We start from the raw sequence: 16,878 nt of genomic DNA on the forward strand, positions 1-16,878 counted from the left end.
GCCCTGCGCGTTGTCGGAGACCGGCCCGAAGGTGTCCATGGCGACGATGACGCCGACCGTGGTGAGCAGCCCCGTGCCGGCCAGGGCCACCGCGACCCGCGGGGACGGATCAGCCGAGGGCGGCGGCGAGCCGCTCCGCGACCTCGGAGGGCGAGGCCATCGCGGCGATCTGCGCGGCGGCGCGGCCGGCGTTGTCCCGGAACTCGGGACGGCCGAGCACCTCGGCCATGGCCTGCGCCACGGCCTCGGGGGCGGCCGGCGGCAGCACGGCGACCCCGGCCCGCGCGCCCGCGACGGCGGCGGCGTTGAGGAACTGGTCGGCTCCCTGCGGTACGACGACCATGGGCAGGCCGTGGGCGAGGGTGCCGAGCACCGTACCGGCCCCGCCGTGGGTGACGACCAGGTCGATGCCGTCGAGCAGTTCGTCGAAGGGGGTGAAGCCGACGAAGTCGACCCGGTCGAGCCCGTCACCGTAGTCGGCGGCGGTGGCGGTCAGACCGAGGGTGACGACGACGTCGGCTGTCGGCGTGAGGGCGTCGATGAGCGGCCGCAGGACGGCCGGCTCGGCGTAGTTGGTGCCGAAGGAGAGCAGCACCCTGGGGCGCGCGCCGTCGGCCGTCGGCGCCGCGAGGGTGGGCGCCGCACCGGCACCGGGGCCCTGATGAGCCTCGGGGCGCAGCGGAAGGTGGCCCTGCGGCGGCTCCCAGCCGGGCCCCTGGAGCAGTTCGGGGCACGGGTCGAGATACCAGGCGGGCGGGGGCACCGTCAGGCCGCGCTCCTTGTGGCGGCTCTCGACGACCGAGTCGAAGACATCGGTGAACTCGGCGGGCATCTGGGGGCCGAACGCCAGCTTGGCGAACGGCACCTCCAGCGCGGCGGCGACGAGCGGCCCCACGTAGTCCGTCGCCTCGCCGACGACCAGGTCGGGCCGGAACTCACGCCCCGCGTCGAGTGCCGCGTCCGCGGTGAGGTCGACACGCGTGCCGGCGAAGAACTCCGCGACGGCCGCCGGTGTGGGTTCCGTGGCCGCGCTCGCACCGGAGCGGCGGGCCGCCTCCGCCAGTATCTCGGGCACCTCGGGGCCGACGGCGAACAGAGGGATGTCCTCGGCGGCGAGCAGCGGCCTGAAGGACTCGGAGGTGAGTACGGCGACCTCGTCACCGCGGTCACGGAACGCGCGGGCGAGGGGAAGCTGCGGCAGGAGGTGGCCATAGCCCGGGGTGCTGGAGAAAAGGATGCGCATGACGCCGAGTCTAGGACATTGACTGAAGTTGAACTTCATTGAATGCAGCCGCACTTGGCGCGGGAAAAGCGCGACCGAAGGCCCGTCGTTCGGATCGGGCTCGATCAGGGAGCGCCCGCCGGGGCAGCGGCTGATGTCCCTGCGGGCACACGAGCCCAGCCCGGCCCGGACGAGAGGCCCTACGGCAACAGCGCGGCACCGACCACGTCGACGAGGAATACCTCCGCACGCTCCCAGTCCCACCCGAGCTGACGCGTCCGGTGCCAGGACTGCGGTGTCACGAAGTACTCCAGGACCCGTACGGCATCGCTCACGGTGATGCCGGGGCGCAGGGCGCCGAGTCGCTCCAGACGGCTCGCCACCCGGCCGTAGCGCTCCCGCCGGAGTTCCTCCGTCTTGCGCAGCAGTTCGGCGATGTCCTGGTCCACCGCGGCGGCTTCGAACAGGACGGTCATGCTCCGGCTGTGCCGCCGTCCCAGATCGCGGGTCTGACGCACCACCAGGCGCACCACCTCCTCGCCGGTCGTGGCCCGTTCGACCGCGGCGAGGGTGTCGCCGATGCCGGCGTCCCCGGCGGCGCGCTCGGTCAGCGCGGCGACCAGGGCGGGCTTGCTGCCGAAGGCCGCGTAGACCGTTCCCTGGGCGACCTCCGCCGCCTCGGCCACGCGCTTGACGGTGACCCGGGCGTAGCCGTGATCCGCGAACAGTGCCTCGGCCGTGTCCAGAATCGCCGTTCGCGTCGCCGCGGCCGCCTGTTCACGCACGGTCGAGCGGTACACACGGGGAGACATGCGGCCAGTATAGGAAGCACCCCGGGGGGCCATGGCCCGCCGACCGGTCCGCCGGAAGCGGCCACCGCCGCGACTTCGCCTCCCCCTCCCTCTCCCTCCCCCACGCACAACGGCCGGGGCCCGGCAGCGCGTTCCTCCGCGCCGCCGGGCCCCGCCTTCAGTCGTTCGCGCTCAGGCGGCGGTACGCCGTCCGCCCTGGGCGCCGCGGCCGGAGCCGCCGCCCGCGCCGCCGGAACCGCCGGAGCCGCCGCGGCGGCCACGGCCACCGCGGGACGATCCGCCACCGGTCGCGCCCGCGCCGCCGCCCGTGTTGCTCCGGGACGGCCGGGACGTGCGGGTCCGCTGCGCCTTCGGCTTCTGCTGGACCGGGGGCTGCGGCACCTCGATGGTGACGGCGACCCCGGAGGGCACCCGCGCACCGGTGAGCGTCGCCAGTTCCTCGTCCGTGGACTTGATCCGCGCGGACTTCGGCGCGATCCCCGCGTCGGACATCAGCCGGGTCATCTCGCGCCGCTGCTCGGGCAGGACGAGCGTGACGACACTGCCGGACTCCCCCGCCCTGGCGGTGCGCCCGCCGCGGTGGAGGTAGTCCTTGTGGTCGACGGGCGGGTCCACGTTCACGACCAGGTCGAGATCGTCGACATGGATGCCGCGCGCCGCCACATTGGTCGCCACGAGGCAGGTGACCAGACCGTTCTTGAACTGTTCGAGGGTCCGGTTGCGCTGCGGCTGCGAACGGCCGCCGTGCAGCCCCGAGGCCCGTACACCGCTCGCCAGCAGCCGCTTGACCAGCCGGTCCACGGAGCGCTTGGTGTCCAGGAAGAGCAGGACCCGGCCGTCCCGCGCGGCGATCCGCGTGGTGACTTCCTTCTTGTCCGTCTCGTCCAGGACGTACAGCACGTGGTGCTCCATCGTGGTGACCGCGCCCTGGGACGGGTCGACGGAGTGCACGACGGGGTCGGTGAGGTACTGCCGTACGAGCCGGTCGATGTTCTTGTCCAGCGTCGCCGAGAACAGCATCCGCTGCCCGTCCGGCTCGACCTGCTTGAGCAGCGCCGTGACCTGGGGCATGAAGCCCATGTCGGCCATCTGGTCGGCCTCGTCCAGCACGGTGATCGAGACCTGGTCGAGCCGGCAGTCGCCGCGCTCGATGAGGTCCTTCAGCCGCCCGGGCGTGGCCACGAGTACCTCGGCGCCACGCCGCAGCGCGCCCGCCTGCTTGCCGATGGAGAGCCCGCCGACGACCGTGGTCAGCTTCAGGTTGACGGCGGTCGCGTACGGGGTGAGCGCGTCGGTGACCTGCTGCGCCAGCTCGCGGGTGGGCACCAGCACGAGGGCGAGCGGCGCGCGCGGCTCGGCGCGGCGGCCGGCCGTACGGGCCAGCAGCGCCAGCCCGAAGGCGAGCGTCTTGCCGGAACCGGTCCGTCCGCGGCCGAGGATGTCCCGGCCCGCGAGGGAGTTCGGCAGGGTCGCGCCCTGGATCGGGAAGGGTTGGGTGACGCCCTGGGCGGTGAGGGTCTTCAGCAGCCCTGCGGGCATGTCCAGCTCGTCGAACGCCTCGACGGCGGGCAGTGCGGGGGTGAGGGTCTCCGGCAGCGTGAATTCCTGCGGCCGGGGGGCGGGGCGGCGGGCGGGTGCCTTCGCGGCGCCTCCCCTGGCACGGGAGTTCACCGGGCGCTTACCGGCAGGTCTGGGTGCACGTGCCGGGCGTTCGGATCGAGTCATTCGGTACTAGCCTTCCTGGGCCTGAGGACGGCCGGGGCCTTGGACAGCGCGAACCGGGGCCCGCACCGTGCAGGTGCGAGCCCCGGCTGCGAGGTACAACGTCCGGGAAATCAGGCCGGGACGATGTTCTCCGCCTGCGGGCCCTTCTGGCCCTGCGTGACGTCGAACGTGACCTTCTGGCCCTCCTGGAGCTCACGGAAGCCCGAGGTGGCGATGTTGGAGTAGTGGGCGAAGACGTCGGCGCCGCCGCCGTCCTGCTCGATGAAGCCGAAGCCCTTTTCCGAGTTGAACCACTTCACAGTGCCGCTGGCCATGTCATTCTCCTAAAACAGGTGCAGAGCCGGAAACCCGCACTTCACGGATTCCTCGTCGCCGCATTGAGCCCCATCCGGAGAAGCCGGCGAAAACAATAATGCGCCTGAGGAACATTCCCGTCAGGCGCACATAAAGTTCATGGGTACCAAAACTGCAACGCGGTCAGCCTAGCACGCTCCGTCGCCGGCCACGGAGTGGTGCTCCCCACATGATCGCGCCCTTGCGTCACGCGCCTTCACGGGACTCCACCCGGGCCTCTTCGCCGGGCCCTGTACGCGTCTCCTCGTACGGCTCCTCGCGCACCGGTTCCGCACCGTTGCCCCGCCGCAGGGTGCTCACCGGATGCCCCGGGCGCCAGACCCGTACCACCAGGTCAGCCCCGTCGACGGCGGTCTCCACAACCTCTTCCGGCTCGACCCGGAAGAGCAGGAACGGCTCCGGCGGCGACAGCTCACCGGCAAACCGCGCCCGCGCCCCGCCGTCCCGCACCTCCACGGCGCGCCCGCAGATCCTGACATCCCCGTCCGCCATTCGGTCATCTGTTCCCGGATTCGCGTGCACGGCAAATCGGGGATCGCGAACCAGATCCTCCGCCTTGCGCGAATGGGGCATCATCCCGAGCCACAACTCCCCCCACAGGAAGGTGACTTCGAGCCCGGTGACCCGCGGGGAGCCGTCCTTTCTGAGAGTGGCGAGCACATGGTGACGGTACTTCCCGAAACGCCGCTGAACGGTCCCGGCGAAGCGCGGCTCAGCCGAGACGAAATCGGCCCAGGTCAGTGTCATGAGTACAGCCAATCGCGGATACCCGACACTTTCTGTCGCCTTTTATCGCGCGTGTTCAGGGTGCGCTCTGCGGTCACCCCGCGGGCGGCGGGGCGAGATGCGCCCGGAGCACCTTGCCGGGCCCCTTGGACAGCCGTCGCGTCAGTCGAGCGGAGAGCATGAAGTGGCATGAGGTGCGTCACACCTCCGCGAGGGACCCGATCTTCCGTTCGGCGCGCAGTCGCGGCAACCGTCCATCTCCGTCAGCCCATTCGACGACGCCCGGCCCATGGGCCGGGCGGAGCCACGCCCCGGACCACTCCAGGGAGATTCGGGCCGCCCTTCCCTGCCGCCGTACACGCCTGGTACAGAGGAATGGGGGCTCTGTCAGCACGTCGGAAGTCTCGCGATGAACCAGGACAGCACACCACCCGGCCTCATACCCTTCTCCATTGACCTGACCTTCGAGGAAGCCCGGCGACGGGCGGAGGTCGTGGCCGCGCTCGGGCCCGACTGGGACCCGGTCGCCGCCCTTCGGGGCGAGGACGAGGCCTACGCGCTCCTCTACTCGGGCCTGGACGACGAGCAGCAGCGCACGTACGACATGCTGGTGGCGGCCGGTGTCCTGCCCGGGGAGGCCCCTGGCCGTGCGGCTGCCCATTGACCCGCAGGCGGACCCGGCCCGCCGCGCCTGGGTGCCCTGCCCGGTCTGCGACGACGCCCGCCGCTGCGCGACCTGCGCCGACCGCCGCAACTGCGGCGAGCACTGGCGCTATCTGATCTCCAACAACGGGCCCGTTCTTCACCTTCAGTGCCCGCGGTGCACCTCCATGTGGTCATGGAACACCCGGCCCGGCATCACCCGCCCCGGAGGCAGCACCCGCCCCTGAGCATCGGGCCGAGCCGTCAGTGCGGGTCCGTGGTGAGGCCGGGTTTCAGGTTGTGCAGGGTCAGGGGTTCTCCCGGGAGGGGGGAGCGCGACGGGGTGCGCAGGGAGTCGAGGAGCAGGGCCATGGCGCGCTCGGACATCTGCCAGGACGTGATGCTCGGCAGGGCGCCCAGCGGCCGCAGCAGCAGGGAGAGCAGCGCGGCGACATCGCCGGTTCCGACGTCCCGGCGCAGGGTGCCCTCCCGCTGGGCCGCGTGTACCACCTCGTCCAGGAGCCCGAGCAGCTCACCCTGGAACCGGGTGACGTCCGGATCCGCCAGGGCGGCGTGGGACGCCGACGCGGAGAGGATCGTGAGGTGCACGCTCACCTGGAGCTCCCGTGACGTGCGAACCAGTCTCACCAGGGCGTCCCAGGCGCTCCGCTCCTCGGCGACCGCCGCCTCGGCCTCCGCGAGGACCTTCGCGAAGCTGTCGTGCGCGACGGCCAGCATGAGCGACGTCCGATCGGGGAAGCGCCGGTAGAGCGTGCCGGTACCGACCCCGGCCTGCCGGGCGATCTCCTCCATCGGTACGTCGGGTCCCTGGGCGCCGAACACCCGTTTGGCGGCCGCGAGGATCTGGTCGCGGTTACGCCGGGCGTCGGCCCGGAGGGGCCTTGCGGCGTCTTCTGCCATGGCACCGCCTTTCCATAAGGGCACCGTAAGTGATGGCCGATTCTGCCACCCCTCATCTGGACGAAAAACCTCCACTTAGTTAGTGTCGAAGGTGTGCACGAGTGATCCGCTTTTGGCCCGTACGCCTGAAATGGAGCGATCCGATGAGCAACACTCCCGATGTCGACGACCGACCCGGCGTAACCGGCCGGTCCGATCAGAACGATCGGACCGATATGACGCTGCCCATCCCCCGCGCCTGCCCCTACGCCCCGCCGGGCGAGTACGAGCGGCTGCGCGAGGAGGCCCCGATCGCGCGGGTCACGCTGCCCACCGGTGCTACCGCGTGGGCGGTCAGCCGGCACGAGGACATCCGTACGCTCCTCGCCGATCCCCGCTTCAGCTCGAACCGGGCCGATCCCGGATTCCCCGCCCTCAGCGAGGGTGCGCAGGCGCTCGCCGCCCAGGCGCTGCCCACGATGATCAGCATGGATCCGCCGGAGCACGGCCCGGCGCGGCGCACCGTGCTCGGTGAGTTCACCGTGCGGCGGATGCGGGCGCTCCAGCCCCGGATCCAGCAGATCGTGGACGAGTGTCTGGACGCCATGCTCGCCGGGCCCCGCCCCGCGGACCTGGTGACGGCGCTGTCCCTGCCCGTGCCCTCGCTGGTCATCTGCGAGCAGCTGGGGGTCCCGTACGCGGACCACGACTTCTTCCAGCGGCATTCGTCCCAGCTGATCAGCCGCACCGCGGCGGTCCCCAAGAAGGTTCACTCGCGGGACGAGTTGCACGCGTATCTGGAGAGCCTGATCGCGGACAAGGAGCGGGAGCCGACCGACGATCTGCTCGGGCGGCAGATCCTGAAGCACCGCGAGGACGGCACGTACGACCGTGAGGAACTGATCGGCCTGGCGTTCCTGCTGCTCATCGCGGGCCACGAGACCACCGCGAACATGATCTCCCTGGGCACCATGGCGCTGCTGGAGCACCCGGACGAGCTGGCGGCGCTCCGCGCGGACCCGGCGCGGACCCCCGCGGCCGTCGAGGAGCTGCTGCGTTCCTTCACCATCGCCGACGCCGCGGTCTCGCGCGTGGCCGCGGCGGACGTGGAGCTGGGCGGGGTGCTCATCCGGAAGGGCGAAGGGGTACTCGTCCTCAGCAACGCGGGCAACCACGATCCGGCGGTCTACCCGCGCCCGGACGAGCTGGACATCGAGCGCGGCGCCCGTAACCACCTCGCCTTCGGGTTCGGCGCGCACCAGTGCCTGGGGCAGAACCTGGCCAGAATGGAGCTGCAGATCGTCTTCGACACCCTGTTCCGGCGGGTCCCGGGGCTGAAGCTCGCGGCGCCCGTCGAGAAGCTGGCGTTCAAGGACGACAGCACCGTCTACGGCATATACGAGCTGCCGGTCAGTTGGTGAGAAGGGAGAACCCATGAGCACCGAACTGCGGATCGTCGCGGACCGCGAGCGCTGCGTGGGCGCCGGCCAGTGTGTCCTCACGGCGCCTGAGCTGTTCGACCAGAGCGAGGAGGACGGGACGGTGGTCGTCCTGGCCGACGAGGTCGGCGAGGACGATCTCGACAAGGTACGGGAGGCGGTGCACATCTGCCCGAGCGGGGCGCTCGCGCTGAAGGCGCGCGGGTCCGGTCCGCTCAGCCCGACCGGTCCTGCCGGACGCTCCGGAGCGTGACGAGCGCCGTGCGCCCCTCGCCGCGGAGGGTCACCGGGCCGGAGGCGGGCGTCAGGACCGCCGCGTCGTAGCGGTCGAGCGCGGTGCAGCCCCGGGCCATCGGTGTCTCCAGCACCACCGGTGTCTCCAGGGCCACGGCCACCACCGTCCCACCGCCCGCCACGGGTACGGGGACGGGGTGGGTGCCCCGTACGACGGCGACCTCCGCGGATGTACGGGCCCTGTCGTACATGACGTTGAAGTTGACGACCGGGCCCGCCAGGAGAAGGCAGTCGGTCGGCTGGTCCCCCGGGAAGGACGCAGGGACGTAGGCCTCGTCGACCAGCCGGCGCCGTCCGCCGACCGTGAGGTCCATGCCCGCGCCCTCGACCATGGTCAGGATCCGGTCGACGCCGGGGAAGGCGGAGAACGGACCGTCCGCCGCGACATCCGCGAGGCTGATCCGCCAGTCGAACCCGGTCGTCCCGGCGCCTTCGGGCCGGGCGGCGATCTCCCGGGTGACGCCGCCGCCGTTGCGCCACGGTACGGCGGCGCGGCTCCCGGCGCGCAGGACACGGAGCGTCACGGGACGATGCCCTGCGCCCGGGCGGCTGCCAGCCAGTGCGGGAACTCGCCGGTCAGCCGGTCGTACAGCTCGCTGTCCGGGAGTTCGCGCGGGTCCTGGCCCGCGTGGAAGAAGCCCGCGTTGTCGACGGCGCGTTTCTCCGGTACCGGGAGTTCGTCGAGCTTGCGGAGAAAGTCGAACTGGCGGCTGTCCGGGTCGCCGAAGCCGATGAACTGCCAGAACAGCGGCAGCCTGGCGGCCTTGCAGAGGTAGCGCTCGGCCGCAGGCCTGCTGATCGGGCCGCCGTCCGTCTGGAAGACGACGAGGGCGGGGGCGGTCGAGCCGCTGTCGAGGTAGTGGTCGATCACGGCGTCCATCGCCAGGTGGTAGCTGGTCTTCCCCATCTGCCCCAGGGAGGCGATGATCTTGGCGATACGGTCCTCGTGACCGGCGAGGGAGATGTCCGTCTCCGCGTCGATGTCGGTGGAGAAGACGATGACGGGGACGATGCCGTCGTCGTCCAGGTTCGCGGAGAGACCGAGGACCCGGTCCGCGAGGGCCTGGACGGTGCCGTCCCGGTAGTACTCCCGCATCGAGCCCGAGTAGTCGAGGACGAGGTAGACGGCCGCGCGCTCCCCGCTCAGCCCGTTCTTCTCCAGCGACACCTTCGCGCTCTTGTAGAGGCTGACCAGCGCGGGGGCCGTCTCCTCCACCTTGCGCAGGCTGATGGCCGGGCCGGACGGTGCGGAACCAGGGGCGGTGACCATGCACGGTCCTCTTCGGTCGACGGGGCTGAATTCCCCTGATTCTCCCACTGGTTCGGACGCGCCGGTCCCGGACGCACCGGTCCCCGGACGCACGCCACGGCGCCTGCCATGGGTCCGGTCGGGGACTGGGGCAGGCGCCGCGTCTTGCGGGAGGGCCCGGGAGACGCTCCCCGGGCCGACACCGCCCGTACGCCGTTGTACGGGAGTCTCTTGGGTGGTGCGGTGGTGCGGTGGTGCGTGGTGCGGTATCGGTCGATCAGGCCATCAGCGCGCGGTCCGTCGGGCGGATCGGGGCCGGCAGGTCGCTGGCCCCGGTGAGGTGGCGGTCCACGCCCGCCGCCGCCGAGCGGCCCTCCGCGATCGCCCACACGATCAGGGACTGGCCACGGCCCGCGTCACCCGCGACGTACACGCCGGGCACGTTGGTCGCGAAGTCCGCGTCCCGCGCGATGTTGCCCCGCTGGTCGAGGTCGAGGCCGAACTGCTCGACCAGGCCGTTCTCCTGGTCGGTGCCGGTGAAGCCCATCGCCAGTGTGACGAGCTGGGCGGGGAGGACGCGCTCCGTGCCCGCCTTCTGCTCCAGCTTGCCGTCCTTGAACTCCACCTCGATCAGGTGCAGGGACTGGACGTTGCCGTCCTCGTCGCCCTCGAAGTGGGTGGTGGAGACGGAGTAGATCCGCTCGCCGCCCTCCTCGTGCGCGGAGGTGACCTTGTAGAGCATGGGGAAGGTCGGCCACGGCTGGTGCGCCGCGCGCTCGGCGCCGGGCTTCGGCATGATCTCCAGCTGGGTGACGGAGGCGGCGCCCTGGCGGTGCGCCGTACCGACGCAGTCCGCGCCGGTGTCGCCGCCGCCGATGACGACCACGTGCTTGCCCTCGGCGGTGATCGGGGAGACCGTCAGGTCGCCCTCCTGCACCTTGTTGGAGAGGGGCAGGTACTCCATCGCGAAGTGGATGCCCTTGAGGTCGCGGCCCGGGACGGGCAGGTCGCGCGAGACCGTGGCGCCCGCGGCGATGACCACGGCGTCGTACCGCTTGCGCAGCGTCTGCGCGGTGATGTCCCGGCCGATCTCGGTCTCGGTACGGAACTTGGTGCCCTCCGCGCGCATCTGCTCGATACGGCGGTTGATGTGCGACTTCTCCATCTTGAACTCGGGGATGCCGTAGCGCAGCAGCCCGCCGATGCGGTCGGCGCGCTCGTACACCACGACCGTGTGACCGGCCCGGGTGAGCTGCTGGGCGGCCGCGAGGCCGGCCGGGCCCGAGCCGATGACGGCGACGGTCTTGCCGGAGAGGCGCTCGGGCGGCTGCGGGGTGACGTCGCCGCTGTCCCACGCCTTGTCGATGATGGAGACTTCGACGTTCTTGATGGTGACGGCCGGCTGGTTGATCGCGAGGACGCAGGCGGACTCGCAGGGCGCCGGGCAGAGCCGTCCGGTGAACTCCGGGAAGTTGTTGGTGGCGTGCAGGCGCTCGCTCGCCGCCGTCCAGTCCTCGCGGTAGGCGTAGTCGTTCCACTCGGGGATCAGGTTTCCGAGCGGACAGCCGTTGTGACAGAACGGGATGCCGCAGTCCATGCAGCGCCCGGCCTGCTTGCTGATGATGGGGAGCAGCGAGCCCGGAACGTAGACCTCGTTCCAGTCCTTCACGCGCTCCTCGACGGGGCGGGACGTGGCGACTTCGCGCCCGGTGGTGAGGAAGCCCTTCGGGTCAGCCATTGGTCGCCGCCTCCATCATCTTCTCGGTGGTCTCGGTCTCGGAGAGACCTGCCAGCTCGGCGGCGTCCTTGGCGGCGAGCACTGCCTTGTAAGTGGTCGGGATGATCTTGCTGAAGCGGTCCACCGCGGTGTCCCACTCGGCCAGCAGCTTCCCGGCGACGGTGGAGCCCGTCTCCTCCTGGTGGCGGCGCACCACGTCGTGCAGCCACTGCTTGTCGGTGTCGTCGAGGGGTTCGACGGCCGACAGGTTCCCGGCGTTGACGTTGTCCGGGTCGAGGTCGACGACGTACGCGACGCCGCCGGACATGCCGGCCGCGAAGTTGCGTCCGGTCTCGCCGAGGACGACGGCGTGGCCGCCGGTCATGTACTCGCAGCCGTGGTCGCCGACGCCCTCGGAGACGACCGTCGCGCCGGAGTTGCGGACGCAGAAGCGTTCGCCGGTGCGGCCGCGCAGGAACAGCTCGCCGCCGGTGGCGCCGTAGGCGATGGTGTTGCCGGCGATGGTGGAGTACTCGGCCAGGTGGTCGGCGCCGCGGTCGGGGCGTACGACGACCCGGCCGCCGGAGAGGCCCTTGCCGACGTAGTCGTTGGCGTCGCCCTCCAGGCGCAGGGTGACGCCGCTCGGCAGGAAGGCGCCGAAGGACTGGCCCGCGGAGCCGGTGAAGGTGATGTCGATGGTGTCGTCGGGCAGGCCCGCGCCACCGAACTTCTTGGTCACCTGGTGGCCGAGCATGGTGCCCACGGTCCGGTTGATGTTCCGGATGGCGACCTGCGCCCGTACGGGCTGGGCGGCCTCGGCGCTGTCCGCGCCCAGCGCGTCGGCGGCAAGCTTGATCAGCTCGTTGTCGAGGGCCTTCTCCAGGCCGTGGTCCTGCGCGACGACCTGGTGGCGCGGGGCGTTCTCGGGCAGCTCCGGTACGTGGAAGAGGGGCGCGAGGTCGAGACCCTGCGCCTTCCAGTGGTCGACGGCGCGCTCGGTGTCGAGGAGTTCGGCGTGGCCCACGGCCTCTTCGAGGCTGCGGAAGCCCAGCTCGGCGAGGAGTTCGCGGACCTCTTCGGCGATGAACTGGAAGAAGTTGACGATGTACTCGGCCTTGCCGGAGAAGCGCTCGCGCAGCACCGGGTTCTGGGTGGCGATGCCGACCGGGCAGGTGTCGAGGTGGCAGACGCGCATCATGACGCAGCCGGAGACGACGAGCGGCGCGGTCGCGAATCCGTACTCCTCGGCGCCGAGGAGCGCGGCGATGACGACGTCGCGGCCGGTCTTGAGCTGGCCGTCGGTCTGCACGACGATACGGTCGCGCAGGCCGTTGAGCAGCAGGGTCTGCTGGGTCTCGGCGAGGCCCAGCTCCCAGGGGCCGCCCGCGTGCTTGAGCGAGGTGAGCGGGGAGGCGCCCGTGCCGCCGTCGTGTCCGGAGATCAGCACGACGTCGGCGTGTGCCTTGGAGACACCGGCGGCGACGGTGCCGACGCCGACCTCGGAGACCAGCTTCACGTGGATGCGGGCCTGCGGGCTGGCGTTCTTCAGGTCGTGAATGAGCTGGGCGAGGTCCTCGATGGAGTAGATGTCGTGGTGCGGCGGCGGGGAGATCAGGCCGACGCCGGGGGTGGAGTGCCGGGTCTTCGCGACCCACGGGTAGACCTTGTGGCCCGGCAGCTGGCCGCCCTCGCCGGGCTTGGCGCCCTGGGCCATCTTGATCTGGATGTCGTCGGCGTTGACGAGGTACTCGCTGGTGACGCCGAAGCGTCCGGAGGCGACCTGCTTGATGGAGGAGCGGCGGGCCGGGTCGTACAGCCGCTCCGCGTCCTCGCCGCCCTCGCCGGTGTTGGACTTGGCGCCGAGCTGGTTCATGGCGATGGCCAGCGTCTCGTGCGCCTCCTGGGAGATGGAGCCGTACGACATGGCGCCGGTGGAGAAGCGCTTGACGATGTCGGAGGCGGGCTCGACCTCGTCCAGCGGTACGGGCGCCCGGCCGGAGGCGAAGTTGAAGAGGCCACGCAGTGTCATCAGCCGCTCGGACTGCTCGTTCACCCGGTCGGTGTACTGCTTGAAGACGTCGTAGCGGCGCGAGCGCGTGGCGTGCTGGAGGCGGAAGACCGTCTCCGGGTCGAACAGGTGCGGCTCGCCCTCGCGGCGCCACTGGTACTCGCCGCCGATCTCCAGCTTGCGGTGGCTCGCGGAGATCCCGGAGGCCGGGTAGCCCTTGGCGTGCCGGGCGGCGACCTCCTGGGCGACGACATCGAGACCGGCGCCGCCGATCTTGGTGGCGGTGCCGTTGAAGTACTTGTCGACGAACGCCTGGTCCAGGCCGACGGCCTCGAAGACCTGCGCGCCGCGGTAGGAGGCGACGGTGGAGATGCCCATCTTGGACATCACCTTGAGGACGCCCTTGCCGAGCGCGTAGATCAGGTTGCGGATCGCCTGCTCGGCCGTCAGGCCCTCGATGAACGTACCGGCGCGGACCAGGTCCTCGACGGACTCCATGGCGAGGTACGGGTTGACGGCGGCGGCGCCGAAGCCGATGAGCAGCGCGACGTGGTGCACCTCGCGGACGTCGCCGGCCTCGACCAGCAGCCCCACCTGGGTGCGCTGCTTGGTACGGATGAGGTGGTGGTGGACGGCGGCGGTGAGCAGCAGCGAGGGGATCGGCGCGTGCTCGGCGTCGGAGTGCCGGTCCGAGAGCACGATGATCCGGGCGCCGCTCTCGATGGCGGCGTCGGTCTCGGCGCAGATCTCCTCGATCCGGGCGGCGAGGGCGTCACCGCCGCCGCTCACCCGGTAGAGACCGGAGAGCGTGGCGGCCTTCATGCCCGGCATGTCGCCGTCCGCGTTTATGTGGACGAGCTTGGCCAGCTCGTCGTTGTCGATCACCGGGAAGGGCAGGGTGACGCTGCGGCAGGACGCGGCGGTCGGCTCCAGCAGGTTGCCCTGGGGGCCGAGCGAGGAGCGCAGCGAGGTGACCAGTTCCTCGCGGATGGCGTCCAGCGGCGGGTTGGTGACCTGCGCGAAGAGCTGGGTGAAGTAGTCGAAGAGCAGCCGGGGCCGGGCGGAGAGCGCGGCGATCGGCGAGTCCGTACCCATGGAGCCGATGGGCTCGGCGCCCGCGCGGGCCATCGGCGCGAGCAGGACGCGCAGCTCCTCCTCGGTGTAGCCGAAGGTCTGCTGGCGGCGGGTGACCGAAGCGTGGGTGTGCACGATGTGCTCGCGCTCGGGGAGGTCGGACAGCTCGATCTCGCCGGTCTCCAGCCACTCCTTGTAGGGCTGCTCGGCGGCGAGGGACGCCTTGATCTCGTCGTCCTCGATGATGCGGTGCTCGGCGGTGTCGACGAGGAACATCCGGCCGGGCTGGAGGCGGCCCTTGCGGACGACCTTCGCCGGGTCGATGTCGAGGACGCCGACCTCGGAGGAGAGGACGACGAGTCCGTCGTCGGTCACCCAGTAGCGCCCGGGGCGCAGCCCGTTGCGGTCGAGGACCGCGCCGACCTGGGTGCCGTCGGTGAAGGTGACGCAGGCGGGGCCGTCCCACGGCTCCATCATCGTGGCGTGGAACTGGTAGAAGGCGCGCCGGTCGGCGTCCATCGAGTCGTGGTTCTCCCACGCCTCGGGGACCATCATCAGCACGGAGTGCGGCAGCGACCGGCCGCCGAGGTGGATCAGCTCCAGGACCTCGTCGAAGGAGGCGGAGTCGGAGGCGTCCGGCGTACAGACGGGGAAGATCCGCTCCAGCTTCTCCGTACGGTCCGCGCCGAAGAGGCCGGAGGCGAGCTGGGACTCGCGGGCGCGCATCCAGTTGCGGTTGCCCTTGACCGTGTTGATCTCGCCGTTGTGCGCGACGAAGCGGTACGGGTGGGCGAGCGGCCAGCTCGGGAAGGTGTTGGTGGAGAACCGTGAGTGGACCAGCGCGATGGCGGTCGCGAAGCGGCGGTCCGACAGGTCGGGGAAGAACGGTTCGAGCTGGCCGGTGGTGAGCATGCCCTTGTAGACGACGGTCCGGGCGGACAGGGAGGGGAAGTAGACCCCCGCCTCGCGCTCGGCGCGCTTGCGCAGCACGAACGCCTTGCGGTCCAGGGCGATGCCGCTGCTCGTGCCGTCCGCGACGAAGAGCTGGCGGAAGGCGGGCATCGTCGCGCGGGCGGACGCGCCGAGCAGCTCGGGGGCGACGGGGACCTCGCGCCAGCCGAGGACGTTCAGGCCCTCTTCGGCGGCGATCGTCTCGATGCGCGAGACGGCGTCCGTGGCGTCGTCGGCGGGCAGGAAGCCGATGCCGACGGCGTACGAGCCGGCCTCGGGCAGCTCGAATCCGGCGACCTCGCGGAGGAAGGCGTCCGGCACCTGGAGGAGGATGCCGGCGCCGTCGCCGGAGTCGGGCTCGGAGCCGGTGGCGCCGCGGTGTTCGAGATTGCGCAGTACGGTCAGCGCCTGCTCCACCAGCTCGTGGCTGGCAACACCGGTGAGGGTGGCCACAAAGCCGACGCCGCAGGCGTCGTGCTCGTTACGGGGGTCGTACATCCCTTGCGGGGCGGGGCGACCGTCCATGGGCGACCAGGCGTCGGAACGCATCGGCTCTCCCGTCGTCGTGTGTATCGGCTTGGCATATGCATTTACCGAGGGACGACGCTGGCCCTCCAAGAAATTTCGTGCAGGTTACATGATGGAAAGCTTCTCGGGAAGCGGATAGCGCGTTCCAGCATGTGGACACCGCTCGTAACGGTGGATGTGGGGGCGCGTGCGGACAGATCGTCGTCCGTACGGCCGAGGCGGAGCCGGCTTCGTTGCCTGCGGCGCTTACGCCTCATGCCCGGTGATGAACGACTCGAAACCGCCGGGTTACGGCTACATATGTGGCGCCAGGCATAGTGTCGCATCCACCGGGCCGGAACGCTCAGGGACGTAGGTCACAGGAAGGATGATTTTACCTGCCGGACGGCGCGCGTCGAGGGAAACATTTCGGCCGCGCGATGTACCGGGCGGATGTACGGAGGGTTTCGGGGCCGTGGCTCTCGGGTGGGGCCGGGGCAGCGGGGTTCAGGAGGGTTACAGCGCGGCGCCGAACAGCGCTCCGAGCCCGTACGTGAGCGCCGCGGCCGTACCGCCGAGGACGAGCTGCCGCAGCCCGCTGTACCACCAGCTCCGCGCGGTCACCCGGGCCACCAGCGCACCGCAGGCGAAGAGCCCGACGAGGGCGAGCAGCACCGCGGGCCAGAGCACGGTGGCGCCGAGCAGGTAGGGCAGGACCGGCAGCAGCGCGCCCAGCGCGAAGGAGCCGAACGATGACACGGCGGCGACCAGCGGCGACGGCAGGTCGTCCGGGTCGATGCCCAGTTCCTCGCGGGCGTGGATCTCCAGCGCCTGCTCGGGGTCGCGCGAGAGCTGCTCGGCCACCTCGCGGGCCAGCTCGGGCTCCACACCCCGGGAGACGTAGAGCGCGGCCAGCTCGGCCATCTCGTCCGCCGGGTGCTTACGCAACTCCCGCCGCTCGACGTCGAGTTCGGCCTGCACCAGCTCGCGCTGGGAGGCCACGGAGGTGTACTCGCCCGCGGCCATGGAGAAGGCGCCCGCGGCGAGCCCCGCCAGCCCGGTGATCACGATCGTCTGCTGGGAGACGGCGCCGCCGGCGACCCCGGTCATCAGTGCCAGGTTGGAGACCAGCCCGTCCATCGCGCCGAACACCGCGGGCCGCAGCCAGCCGCCGTTCACATCGCGGTGCGTGTGATTGTCGCGGTGGGCCTCGTGGAGTGTGGCCTCGGTTTCGATGATGGACATGGCTCTCCCCTTC

15 protein-coding genes and 1 pseudogene are annotated in these 16,878 nt (G+C 71.0%); 4 read left to right on the top strand and 12 right to left on the bottom strand.

Going from position 1 to position 16,878, the window contains the following annotated elements; genetic code table 11:
• The 6 genes and pseudogenes from AB0P17_RS01325 to AB0P17_RS01350 all read right to left on the bottom strand — a co-directional run.
• Positions 1 to 90 (bottom strand): sodium/proton-translocating pyrophosphatase (locus AB0P17_RS01325; protein ID WP_365806904.1); only part of this gene is annotated, 90 nt, incomplete at its 3' end.
• A gap of 19 nt (positions 91 to 109) precedes the next feature.
• Positions 110 to 1,243, bottom strand: coding sequence for a glycosyltransferase (locus tag AB0P17_RS01330; protein ID WP_365806500.1), 1,134 nt, complete (start codon positions 1,241 to 1,243; stop codon positions 110 to 112).
• Positions 1,244 to 1,422: 179 nt separating this feature from the next.
• Positions 1,423 to 2,034, bottom strand: coding sequence for a helix-turn-helix domain-containing protein (locus tag AB0P17_RS01335; RefSeq protein ID WP_365806502.1), 612 nt, complete (start codon positions 2,032 to 2,034; stop codon positions 1,423 to 1,425).
• Positions 2,035 to 2,205: 171 nt separating this feature from the next.
• Positions 2,206 to 3,759 carry a DEAD/DEAH box helicase gene (locus AB0P17_RS01340; protein WP_365806504.1) on the bottom strand — a complete coding sequence of 518 codons (1,554 nt, stop codon included), beginning with the start codon at positions 3,757 to 3,759 and terminating at the stop codon, positions 2,206 to 2,208.
• Between the two features lie 110 nt (positions 3,760 to 3,869).
• Positions 3,870 to 4,073 carry a cold-shock protein gene (locus AB0P17_RS01345; RefSeq protein WP_030379203.1) on the bottom strand — a complete coding sequence of 68 codons (204 nt, stop codon included), beginning with the start codon at positions 4,071 to 4,073 and terminating at the stop codon, positions 3,870 to 3,872.
• Between the two features lie 322 nt (positions 4,074 to 4,395).
• A pseudogene (locus tag AB0P17_RS01350) lies at positions 4,396 to 4,860 on the bottom strand (pyridoxamine 5'-phosphate oxidase family protein); the annotation flags it as partial.
• A gap of 388 nt (positions 4,861 to 5,248) precedes the next feature.
• Here AB0P17_RS01350 and AB0P17_RS01355 point away from each other — a divergent pair.
• Together AB0P17_RS01355 and AB0P17_RS01360 are read left to right on the top strand one after the other, a co-directional pair.
• Positions 5,249 to 5,503: a DUF6400 family protein gene (locus tag AB0P17_RS01355; RefSeq protein WP_365806505.1), complete on the top strand. Its 255-nt coding sequence runs from the start codon at positions 5,249 to 5,251 to the stop codon at positions 5,501 to 5,503.
• Positions 5,487 to 5,729, top strand: coding sequence for a hypothetical protein (locus AB0P17_RS01360; RefSeq protein WP_365806506.1), 243 nt, complete (start codon positions 5,487 to 5,489; stop codon positions 5,727 to 5,729). The genes AB0P17_RS01355 and AB0P17_RS01360 overlap by 17 nt, the downstream gene beginning before the upstream one ends.
• Before the next feature lie 16 nt (positions 5,730 to 5,745).
• Here the strand turns inward: AB0P17_RS01360 and AB0P17_RS01365 are convergent, their stop codons facing one another.
• A complete protein-coding gene (locus tag AB0P17_RS01365; protein WP_365806507.1) occupies positions 5,746 to 6,402 on the bottom strand; it encodes a helix-turn-helix domain-containing protein in 657 nt (218 codons plus the stop codon).
• A gap of 215 nt (positions 6,403 to 6,617) precedes the next feature.
• Here AB0P17_RS01365 and AB0P17_RS01370 point away from each other — a divergent pair, with 215 nt between their 5' ends.
• Together AB0P17_RS01370 and AB0P17_RS01375 are read left to right on the top strand one after the other, a co-directional pair.
• The gene (locus tag AB0P17_RS01370) at positions 6,618 to 7,802 is read left to right on the top strand and encodes a cytochrome P450 (RefSeq protein ID WP_365806906.1); all 1,185 of its coding nucleotides are present in this window, start codon (positions 6,618 to 6,620) and stop codon (positions 7,800 to 7,802) included.
• A 13-nt stretch (positions 7,803 to 7,815) separates the two neighbouring features.
• Positions 7,816 to 8,073: a ferredoxin gene (locus AB0P17_RS01375; RefSeq protein ID WP_365806508.1), complete on the top strand. Its 258-nt coding sequence runs from the start codon at positions 7,816 to 7,818 to the stop codon at positions 8,071 to 8,073.
• Here the strand turns inward: AB0P17_RS01375 and AB0P17_RS01380 are convergent.
• The 5 genes from AB0P17_RS01380 to AB0P17_RS01400 form a co-directional block, all read right to left on the bottom strand.
• Positions 8,036 to 8,638, bottom strand: coding sequence for a HutD family protein (locus tag AB0P17_RS01380; protein ID WP_365806510.1), 603 nt, complete (start codon positions 8,636 to 8,638; stop codon positions 8,036 to 8,038). The two genes, AB0P17_RS01375 and AB0P17_RS01380, sit on opposite strands and share 38 nt — an antisense overlap.
• Positions 8,635 to 9,384 (bottom strand): VWA domain-containing protein, encoded by a 750-nt coding sequence (locus AB0P17_RS01385; RefSeq protein ID WP_365806512.1) that lies wholly within the window; start codon positions 9,382 to 9,384, stop codon positions 8,635 to 8,637. The genes AB0P17_RS01380 and AB0P17_RS01385 overlap by 4 nt, the downstream gene beginning before the upstream one ends.
• Positions 9,385 to 9,640: 256 nt before the next feature.
• Complete coding sequence (locus tag AB0P17_RS01390) at positions 9,641 to 11,101, bottom strand: glutamate synthase subunit beta (protein WP_365806513.1); 1,461 nt, start codon at positions 11,099 to 11,101, stop codon at positions 9,641 to 9,643.
• The gene (gene gltB, locus AB0P17_RS01395) at positions 11,094 to 15,662 is read right to left on the bottom strand and encodes a glutamate synthase large subunit (protein ID WP_365806515.1); all 4,569 of its coding nucleotides are present in this window, start codon (positions 15,660 to 15,662) and stop codon (positions 11,094 to 11,096) included. Before gltB ends, AB0P17_RS01390 begins: the two co-directional genes overlap by 8 nt.
• Positions 15,663 to 16,136: 474 nt before the next feature.
• Entirely contained in the window at positions 16,137 to 16,865 is a 729-nt protein-coding gene (locus tag AB0P17_RS01400) for a VIT1/CCC1 transporter family protein (RefSeq protein ID WP_365806517.1), read from the bottom strand.
• Positions 16,866 to 16,878 lie beyond the last annotated feature (13 nt).

This window comes from Streptomyces sp. NPDC088124 (assembly GCF_040685895.1).
In the GTDB taxonomy this organism is placed as follows: Bacteria; Actinomycetota; Actinomycetes; order Streptomycetales; family Streptomycetaceae; genus Streptomyces.

Bases quoted from the DNA above. Each gene is read 5' to 3' on its own strand.
- AB0P17_RS01330 (WP_365806500.1), bottom strand. From the start codon at position 1,243: ATGCGCATCCTTTTCTCCAGCACCCCGGGCTATGGCCACCTCCTGCCG.
- AB0P17_RS01335 (WP_365806502.1), bottom strand. From the start codon at position 2,034: ATGTCTCCCCGTGTGTACCGCTCGACCGTGCGTGAACAGGCGGCCGCG.
- AB0P17_RS01340 (WP_365806504.1), bottom strand. From the start codon at position 3,759: ATGACTCGATCCGAACGCCCGGCACGTGCACCCAGACCTGCCGGTAAG.
- AB0P17_RS01345 (WP_030379203.1), bottom strand. From the start codon at position 4,073: ATGGCCAGCGGCACTGTGAAGTGGTTCAACTCGGAAAAGGGCTTCGGC.
- AB0P17_RS01355 (WP_365806505.1), top strand. From the start codon at position 5,249: ATGAACCAGGACAGCACACCACCCGGCCTCATACCCTTCTCCATTGAC.
- AB0P17_RS01365 (WP_365806507.1), bottom strand. From the start codon at position 6,402: ATGGCAGAAGACGCCGCAAGGCCCCTCCGGGCCGACGCCCGGCGTAAC.
- AB0P17_RS01370 (WP_365806906.1), top strand. From the start codon at position 6,618: ATGACGCTGCCCATCCCCCGCGCCTGCCCCTACGCCCCGCCGGGCGAG.
- AB0P17_RS01375 (WP_365806508.1), top strand. From the start codon at position 7,816: ATGAGCACCGAACTGCGGATCGTCGCGGACCGCGAGCGCTGCGTGGGC.
- AB0P17_RS01385 (WP_365806512.1), bottom strand. From the start codon at position 9,384: ATGGTCACCGCCCCTGGTTCCGCACCGTCCGGCCCGGCCATCAGCCTG.
- AB0P17_RS01390 (WP_365806513.1), bottom strand. From the start codon at position 11,101: ATGGCTGACCCGAAGGGCTTCCTCACCACCGGGCGCGAAGTCGCCACG.
- gltB (WP_365806515.1), bottom strand. From the start codon at position 15,662: ATGCGTTCCGACGCCTGGTCGCCCATGGACGGTCGCCCCGCCCCGCAA.
- AB0P17_RS01400 (WP_365806517.1), bottom strand. From the start codon at position 16,865: ATGTCCATCATCGAAACCGAGGCCACACTCCACGAGGCCCACCGCGAC.